General features: G+C 59.8%; 7 protein-coding genes and 1 tRNA gene. 1 reads left to right on the top strand and 7 read right to left on the bottom strand.

Translation table 11 applies throughout. From position 1 onward, the window contains the following. Positions 1-4 precede the first annotated feature (4 nt). The 6 genes from ABM428_RS02615 to ABM428_RS02590 all read right to left on the bottom strand — a co-directional run bounded on the left by ABM428_RS02615 (position 5) and on the right by ABM428_RS02590 (position 6,959). Positions 5-1,690 (bottom strand): ABC transporter ATP-binding protein, encoded by a 1,686-nt coding sequence (locus ABM428_RS02615; RefSeq protein WP_353628139.1) that lies wholly within the window; start codon positions 1,688-1,690, stop codon positions 5-7. 5 nt (positions 1,691-1,695) lie between these two features. Next, positions 1,696-2,769, bottom strand: a complete 1,074-nt coding sequence (locus tag ABM428_RS02610) for an ABC transporter permease (protein ID WP_286759661.1) — start codon at positions 2,767-2,769, stop codon at positions 1,696-1,698. An 84-nt stretch (positions 2,770-2,853) separates the two neighbouring features. After that, positions 2,854-4,224 (bottom strand): CmpA/NrtA family ABC transporter substrate-binding protein, encoded by a 1,371-nt coding sequence (locus ABM428_RS02605; protein ID WP_353628138.1) that lies wholly within the window; start codon positions 4,222-4,224, stop codon positions 2,854-2,856. Between the two features lie 249 nt (positions 4,225-4,473). Continuing rightward, positions 4,474-5,619 carry an ABC transporter substrate-binding protein gene (locus ABM428_RS02600; protein ID WP_037964687.1) on the bottom strand — a complete coding sequence of 382 codons (1,146 nt, stop codon included), beginning with the start codon at positions 5,617-5,619 and terminating at the stop codon, positions 4,474-4,476. Further along, positions 5,616-6,200, bottom strand: a complete 585-nt coding sequence (locus ABM428_RS02595; protein WP_353628137.1) for an ANTAR domain-containing protein — start codon at positions 6,198-6,200, stop codon at positions 5,616-5,618. Before ABM428_RS02595 ends, ABM428_RS02600 begins: the two co-directional genes overlap by 4 nt. Positions 6,201-6,446: 246 nt before the next feature. After that, positions 6,447-6,959, bottom strand: a complete 513-nt coding sequence (locus tag ABM428_RS02590) for a TetR/AcrR family transcriptional regulator (protein WP_353628136.1) — start codon at positions 6,957-6,959, stop codon at positions 6,447-6,449. An 82-nt stretch (positions 6,960-7,041) separates the two neighbouring features. On the opposite strand from ABM428_RS02590, the gene ABM428_RS02585 reads away from it, so the two are divergent. Further along, complete coding sequence (locus tag ABM428_RS02585) at positions 7,042-8,112, top strand: alcohol dehydrogenase family protein (protein WP_353628135.1); 1,071 nt, start codon at positions 7,042-7,044, stop codon at positions 8,110-8,112. A 253-nt stretch (positions 8,113-8,365) separates the two neighbouring features. On the opposite strand, the gene ABM428_RS02580 is transcribed toward ABM428_RS02585, so the two are convergent. Next, positions 8,366-8,442: transfer RNA gene (locus ABM428_RS02580), tRNA-Arg, on the bottom strand. Positions 8,443-8,517 lie beyond the last annotated feature (75 nt).

Here is an 8,517-nt window from a genome sequence, read left to right as displayed (position 1 = left end):
GGTCTCACTCCGCCGCGATTGCTTTGGGTTTCGGTGTCCCGCCGGAGGCAGGTGATTTCGGCGCATTGCCGTGTTCGTATTCCTCAAGGAAATCGAGCACTTCTTGCCGGTAGCTGTAATAGTCGGGGTGTTCGAGCAGCGCCTTGCGGGTGCGTGGACGCGGCAGGTTTACGTCGGTGATCTTGCCGATGGTGGCTTGGGGTCCGTTGGTCATCATCACTACGCGGTCGGCCAGCAGGATCGCCTCGTCCACATCATGGGTCACGCAGATCGCCGTCACTTTGGTGCGCGACCAGACTTCCATCAGCACTTCCTGCAATTCCCAGCGTGTCAGACTGTCGAGCATGCCGAAAGGTTCATCCAGCAGCAGCAGTTTGGGCGATAGGGCAAAGGCACGGGCGATACCGACGCGCTGTTTCATGCCGTTCGACAGGCTGGCGGCATTCTTGTCCATACTGTCTGCCAGCCCGACACGTTCAAGGTAGTATTCCACCACATCCTGACGTTCCGCCTGCGACGCGCGGGGATAGACCTTGTCGACACCAATGGCGACGTTCTCCTTGGCCGAGAGCCACGGGAAAAGATTGGGCGACTGGAACACGACGGCGCGTTCGGGGTCTGCACCTTGGACGTTCCACCCGTCCAGACGGATCGCCCCTTTCGAGATCGGGTTCAGCCCCGCAGCCATCGTCAGCACAGTGGATTTACCGCAGCCCGAATGCCCGATCAGCGAGATAAATTCGCCCCTGTTGATCTTGAGATCAAAGTTCTCGACCACGGTCAGCGGCCCTTTCGGCGTCGGATACACCTTGTCGAGCTGCGAGAAATTCAGGAATTTTTCCTGGATGGCACCTTCCTGCGCCTTGGAGACTGCCGCGGGCACTGAATGGATCGGCGTGACATTGGGCAGCATACGCGTTTCTTCGACTTTCGCGGCGATGCCGATGTCCATCAGATAGGTCGTGACCTGCCCACGCAGCGCCTTGAATGCCGCGTCATTGTTCATCGCAATCCGGTCGCGGGGGCGGGGAATGTCGACTTTGAATGCGTCCCCAAGCGTGCCGTCCGGATTAAGGGCGATGATCCGATCCGCCAGAATGATCGCTTCATCCACATCATTGGTGATCAGGACGCAGGTTTTCTTGTCTTCGTCCCAGATCGCCTCGATCTCATCCGCGAGATTGGCGCGGGTCAGGGCGTCGAGCGCCGACAGCGGCTCATCCAGCAGCAGCATTTCGGGGTCCATCGCCAGGGCGCGTGCCACATTGACCCGCTGGCGCATCCCTCCGGACAATTCAGCAGGGCGGCGCGTGGCCGCATGGGACAGGCCCACCATGTTGACATAGTGATCGACCTTGGCCGCCCGTTCGAGTTTGGAGAGATCAGGAAACATCGTATCGACAGCAAGCCTGACGTTGCCCTGCACCGTCAGCCACGGCATCAGCGAATAGTTCTGAAAGATCACACCGCGTTCGCGGCCCGGTTCGGTGATGGGCTTTCCCTTGTAGGTCACGCTGCCCGAGGTCGGCTGCTCAAGCCCTGCCATCAGATTGATCAACGTGGTCTTGCCGGTGCCCGAGAACCCGAGGATGACGACGAATTCACCTTCGGCAACGTCAAGGGAGATGTCCTTGAGAACGGGTTGGGTGTCATAGGTTTTGGTGACATTTTTGAAGTTCAAGATACCCATATCGATCACCGGTTATTCGAGAAGGTGAACATGGACTGGAGCGCATACATCACACGGTCCAGAAGGAAGCCGATGATGCCGATGGTCAGCACCGCGACCATGATCCGCGCCAGACTTTGCGAGCTGCCGTTCTGGAATTCATCCCAGACGAATTTTCCAAGCCCGGGGTTCTGCGCCAGCATTTCCGCCGCGATCAAAACCATCCAGCCCACACCAAGCGACAGCCGCAGCCCGGTAAAGATCAATGGCAGCGCCGAGGGCAGCACCAGTTTGGTGATCTTGGTATAGGTATTCATTTTCAGCACGCGACTGACGCTGACAAGATCCTTGTCGATGCTGGCGACGCCAAGGGATGTATTGATCAGCGTGGGCCAGAGCGAGCAGAGCGTCACGGTGATCGCCGAGATGAGGAACGACTTGGAGAACATACCGTCATTGGTGCTATAGACGGCTGATACGATCATGGTCACGATGGGCAGCCATGCCAGTGGCGAGACCGGCTTGAAGATCTGTATCAGCGGATTCAGCGCCGCATTCGCCGTTACAGACAGGCCCGCAGCGATGCCCAATGGGATCGCAACGATCGACGCAATGAGAAAACCGAAAAGCACCGTTTTGATCGAGGTCCAGATCTGGTCGTAGTAGGTTGGCTTGCCTGTATAGGCGCGATCACGCACACGATCTGGGTTGCCACTTGCGATATGCTTGGCGTTGCGCGCCTCTTGCCGCTCGTAGAAGGCGGCTTCGCGTTCGCCCTCGCGGATGGCGTCCTGATGCAACTCGCCGACCTGCTCCCAGACTTGGGCAGGGCCGGGCACAGCCCCGAGCGAGGTTTGAACCTTGGGGGCCAGGCTTGCCCAGAGGGTCAGGAAGATCGCAATCGCCAAGAGCGGCACGCCCAGAAGCCGCCAGATCTCGCCGGCCTGCGCGCGCGGATTATCCCCCGCGGCGGCCTTCAGGATCGGTGTCATCCAAGACAGGCCAAAGACGCTGAACCATGCGTCGGCCTTGTTGATCCGGGCAAAGCGCCGCGCGCGGCGGGCTTCGATATCGAGTGTGTTTGTGTCAATCGCGGTCATATCGGCTGTCCAATTGCTGCTTTTGATGAAAGTGGCTCCCTCCCCCTTGCGCTTTGCGGTGTGGCAAAGCGGAGGGGGCGGGGTTTAGCCTTCGACCTTGCTGTCGACGACCGTTTGACCGGACTTCAGACCGATGGGCAGGCTGTCGATATAGGCGTTCGGCGCGCGTCCGTCGTAGCTGATCCCGTCGATGATATCGGCAGCCGGTGTCGGTGCTTTGAAGCCGTCGCTATCCCAAGGAAACGCCGCTTCGTCGGCCATACCCTCGTCTACCAGCAGCCTTGCGGCCTGTAGGTAGATGTCCGGGCGATACACGTCTGCGGCCGTCTGGAAATACCATTCATCCGGCTTTGTCTCGTCGATCTGGCCCCAGCGACGCATCTGGGTCAGATACCAGATCGCGTCTGAATAGAACGGATAGGTCGCATTGTAGCGGAAGAAGACGTTGAAGTCGGGGGCGGGGCGCACATCCCCTTTCTCGAACTCGAAAAAGCCGGTCATGGAGTTGGCGATCACATCCGCATCCGCGCCCACATATTCAGAGCGCGACAACATCTCTACCGCTTCCTCGCGGTTGGCGTTGTCGTTGGCATCAAGCCACATTGCCGCGCGGATCAGTGCCTTGGTCAATGCAAGCGTGGTGTTGGGGTTTTCCTCTGCAAATTCCGCGGTAATGCCAAAGACCTTCTCGGGGTTGTTTTTCCACATGTCGTAGTCGGTGATCACCGGCACGCCGATCCCTTTGAAAACCGCCTGCTGGTTCCAAGGCTCCCCCACGGCGTAGCCCGATATCGTCCCCGCTTCCATTGTCGCAGGCATCTGCGGTGGCGGCGTCACAGACAGCAGCACATCCGCATCAATCTGACCGGAGATATCCTGCGCGCTATAGTAGCCGGGCTTCAGTCCGCCCGCCGCAAGCCAGTACCGGATCTCGTAGTTGTGGGTCGAAACGGGAAAGACCATGCCCATATTGAACGGCTCGCCGCGGTCCTTGTAGCCTTCGACCACCGGAGCCAAAGCACTGGCGCTGATGGGATGCTGCGGCCGACCATCGTCCATCGTGGGCACGTTCGGCTTCATCTCGTCCCAGATGTCATTTGAAACGGTGATCGCATTGCCGTTCAGGTCCATCGAGAAGGGCGTGATGATATGCGCTTTGGTGCCATAGCCGATCGTTGCCGCCAACGGTTGGCCCGCCAGCATATGCGCGCCGTCCAGTTGGCCGTCGATCACGCCGTCCAGCAGCACTTTCCAGTTGGCCTGCGCCTCAAGCCTGACAAAAAGCCCCTCGTCCTCAAAGTATCCCAGCTCGTAGGCCACGGCCAAAGGTGCCATATCGGTCAGCTTGATAAAGCCAAAGGTCAGCTCCTCTTTCTCGAGTGCGAGCATTTCGGCCGACGCCGCGGTCGCCAGCAGACTTGTCGAGGCGAGCAGGAGTGCGAATGTATTTTTCATGGGTCATGTCCTTTCATGGCCCCGAAGGGCAGAAACGAAAAAAGCCGCACGTATGGTTCACGGGGAAGAAATCCGTGCTCCGTACGAGCGGCATTGCTCTGAGTGATGTGCGACCAGCATTGGTCAGCGGTATAGGTCGGACAACGTTGTCCCTTGGTATCAAGCGTGGCTCATAGACGCGGCTTCACGCAACGAATTTTCTGCATTGCGGCAGTTTTTCAGAGGCCCATGCAGAAGCCGCTTAAGAATTCATCGCACAGCTGCGGTGAAATCAAACGTTCTGCCGTCAAAAAAGGCGTCGGGCGAAAGAATCATCTCTCCCCGCGCAGATGCTACAGATGTTGGCAACGTCATCGCCCCTTCGGTTTTCTCGGAGGATTGGGGCATATCAGCGCCGATATCAGACAGATTCTGGCGGAAAAGATCGGCGCGAAAACAGGTTTTGGCTTTCTCGATTCCCGCGGCGTCGGCACCTAGGTGATGCGCGATCCACGCCGCCTGACTGCGCCACGGGAAAGAGGCGGCATGGCTGTGGAACTGCAAGAACCGGTCCACCGTGACCGGAGAGGCCCCCGTTCGGGGGACGATATGCCCGGTCAGCGCCGGATCGATCAAATCGGGCGACATGCTCAGGTGTTCACTGCGCCCCAAGATCTCCACCGCCAGCGGCTTGTTTCCAGGCGCATCAAGCCAGGCCGACGCTTGGTATACCGCCCGCATCAGGCGACGCACGCTGTCCTCGTTCTGCGAGGCCCACTCATGGCGCGCGGCAAGCACCTTCTCCGGCGCGAACTGCCAGACATCGCGGCCCGCCATCATCAGCTTGGCAACATTATTCTGCACGGCCACACCGCCCCAGGGCTCGCCCACCCAAAAGGCATCGACAAACCCGTCCGAGACTGCATCCGCCATACGCATCGGCGGCACGGTGACTTCCTCGATCTGCAGGTCGGGCGCTTGCGCGGCCCAATAAGACAGCAGCAGCCGGTGCATGGAATAGTGGAACGGGATACCCACACGCAGCGGTTTGGCACCGCGCGCGCTGAGCCCCGACAGCAATGCGGTCGTGTCCCCAAAGCGCACGTCCTCCAATGCGGAAGCAACAGCGTTAGAGACGCCGAACACCGTGCCGTTCACGGACAAGACCATCAGCGCATCTACCCGCGCGGGCAATCCACCCATCCCGATGGACATGGCCACCGGCATTGGCGACAGCATATGCGCGGCATCCAGATGCCCCAGTGCCAGCATATCGCGCAGTGCAGACCACGAAGGCTGACGCAAAAGATTAAGCGCGAGCCCCTGTTCGGCAGCAAATCCCAGCTCTTTCGCGATGACCAGCGGGGCGCAATCAACCAACGGGACATAGCCACAGTTCAGAACAACCTCGCTCATGACAACAGATCCGCTGCCGTCACCAATGCTTGCGCCACATCGATGACCTTGCGATTCTGGCTCATCGCGGTGGTGCGCAGCAGCTTATAGGCGTCATCCTCGGACATGCCGCGTTGGCGCATCAAGATCCCCTTTGCGCGGTCGATCGTCTTGCGATCCTCCAGCGCTTGCTTGGCAGCATTCAGTTCGAAGTGGAATTGACGCATCATTTTAAAGCGCGCGATGGCCGTTTGCAGCACGGGTTTGATCCGGTCCATCTGAAGACCATCCACCACATAAGCGCTGACCCCGGCATTCAGCGCCGCCTGCGTCAGGTTCTCATCCGTCTGATCCACAAACAGCGCGACCGCCCGCTTGGTCGTCTCGGTCGCGTGAGAGATATGTTCAAGCGTATCGCGGTCCGGGTTTGTCAGGTCGATAAGAACGATGTCCGGTGAAAATTCCCGCACCGTCTGGTTCAGCTCCGACATCTGCAGCAAAGCCTTGACGTCAGACCAACCCGCTTCGCGCAGTGCATCCACGATGTCACGCACGCGCTCGGGGTTTGGCTCTACAACCAGGATACGCAGATCTGTATTCATGCATTTTGATCCGCGATCATCGGTGCAACTTCAATCTGGCATCCCTCGTGCGCCAGCGGCTTACGACATGCTGCGCCCAAACAGTGCGCAGAAAATACGCATGTGCCAATCTGTTGTGCAGAATAAAACAACCGCTCGACCACAGCGGTGCCAGCCATTCAGGTTTACACCTGAGCTATGGGCAGCCCCCCCAAGAACACAAGCGGGCCGGAATGTGGGACCATCACGACATCCGGCTGTGGGCCGTCAATGATCCGGTGGCAGCAGCGACAGACCTAATCGCTTGGCCGCATCCAGAGCGGCCTCATGATGCAGGGGCCATGCTTGCGTCAGCCCTTCGATGATCAACAACAGCGCGGTATCGGCCCCCTTCAACGCGGTCGCCGCTGCGGCCCTTTCCGCGACCTCTGCCTTGTGACGTTCCAGTAATTCGCGCAGCGGCTGACTGCCCGGTTCAGCGGCCACTGCAGCATGAAAGAGGCAGCCATGCGCGCTCTCGGTCACCATCCAGTTTCCAACGCGGGTCAGTATCGTATCAAGCGCCTCGCTCGGGTCCTCTGGCAGGTCATCAAACACGCGGGCGAGATAGCGATGATGCCGGTTCTCCAACGCAGCAAGCACCATTTCCGCCCGCGACGGCGTGTATTTGTAAAGCGTGCGAAGGCTCACGCCCGCAGCATCCCGCAGGTCTTCGACGCTAGGCTCGGCAAAGCCCCGATTGGCAAAGGCGCGTTCAAGCCCTGCGGATATCTTGCTCATCATATCGGTCATGCTTGACGATGTAGAGTGATCCCTCTACATACGCAAGTAGAGCAATCATTCTACATCGGAGATTTCCCCTATGACGCTTCCTGAAACGATGAAAGCTGTACGCCTCACCGGCCATGGCGGGCTGGACAAGCTTGAGTGGTGTGACGACGTTCCGATGCCGCAACCAGAGGTTGGCGAGGTCTTGATCCGTGTGGGCGCATCGGCGGTGAACAATACCGACGTCAACACCCGAACCGGCTGGTATTCGAAAGCGGTGCGGGGCGACACGGGGTCGGCTGCAACCGAGGGTTACGCGGGGGCGTCTGATGCCGACGGCGGCTGGTCCGGTGCGCTCAGCTTTCCACGCATCCAAGGCGCGGACTGCTGCGGAGAGATCGTTGCGGTCGGGGACGGAGTGGACGCGGCGCGGATCGGTCAGCGCGTGCTGGTGCGGCCGATGTACCGTCCGGCCGGTGCCGGATCAGATGCGCTTGTGACCTTCGGCTCGGAGCGCAATGGCGGCTTCGCGGAATACACCACCGTGGGCGAGGAAAACGCACTACGGATCGAAAGCCCGCTTTCGGATGTCGAGCTCGCGTCCTTTCCTTGCGCATTCTCCACTGCCGAAGGCATGATCCAACGCGCCGGACTGGGGGACGAGCGCGTCTTGATCACCGGCGCATCCGGCGGCGTCGGATCGGCGGCGGTGCAACTGGCCAAGCGGCGCGGTGCCCATGTCACGGCCTCTACCAGCCCGGCGAAAATGGAGTCGCTGAAAGCCCTCGGCGCGGATGCGGTGATCGACCGGAATGAGCCTTATCCAAACGACGCCTTCGACGTCGTGCTCGACCTTGTAGGGGGGCCGCGCTGGCCCGAACTGCTTGATGCTTTGGTGCCACGGGGGCGCTACGTCACGTCGGGCGCGATTGCCGGTCCGATCGTCGAACTTGATCTGCGGACCCTCTACCTCAAGGATCTGACCCTCATCGGGAGCACCCGGCAAGCCCCAAGCGTATTCACTGATTTGGTCAGCTACATCGAAGCAGGCGAGATCAAGCCCGTGGTCGCCGAAACCTATCCCTTGGCTGACTTGCACGCGGCGCAGAAGGCATTTCTGGAAAAGTCGCATATGGGCAAAATCGGCGTGACAATCGCAGACTGACAGACACGAGGCACAGGTTACAGCCTGCATAAGGCACGGTCTGCTCACAAGTATCGCTCCGGACCTTCGCCGCTGATGGCGTCGAGGTCCGGTTTCGCGCAGACCGTGAGAACGTCTCGCATTCTGCCATCATGAAATGCGCAATCGCTGCACGCCGTGTCGAATACGTCCTGCTTGCCGATGACGTTAGGCCGCCCCCTTACCCCCACGCGTTCGGCTTTCCCCGCAAATAGGTCACGTTCTCAGGCAGGAATGGTGACCCCGGCAGGATTCGAACCTGCAACCTGCCCCTTAGGAGGGGGCTGCTCTATCCAGTTGAGCCACGGGGCCACGGGATTGGCTTAGCGCAAAACGGGGTGGTGATCCAGCCACACTGCACGGTGGTATGGCGGCGCTGTGGTGGGG

Source organism: Sulfitobacter sp. TCYB15 (assembly GCF_040435955.1).
Lineage (GTDB): Bacteria > Pseudomonadota > Alphaproteobacteria > Rhodobacterales > Rhodobacteraceae > Sulfitobacter > Sulfitobacter pontiacus.
Note: the sequence above shows the minus strand (reverse complement) of the source record. Positions and strands in the feature narration are given on the sequence as shown.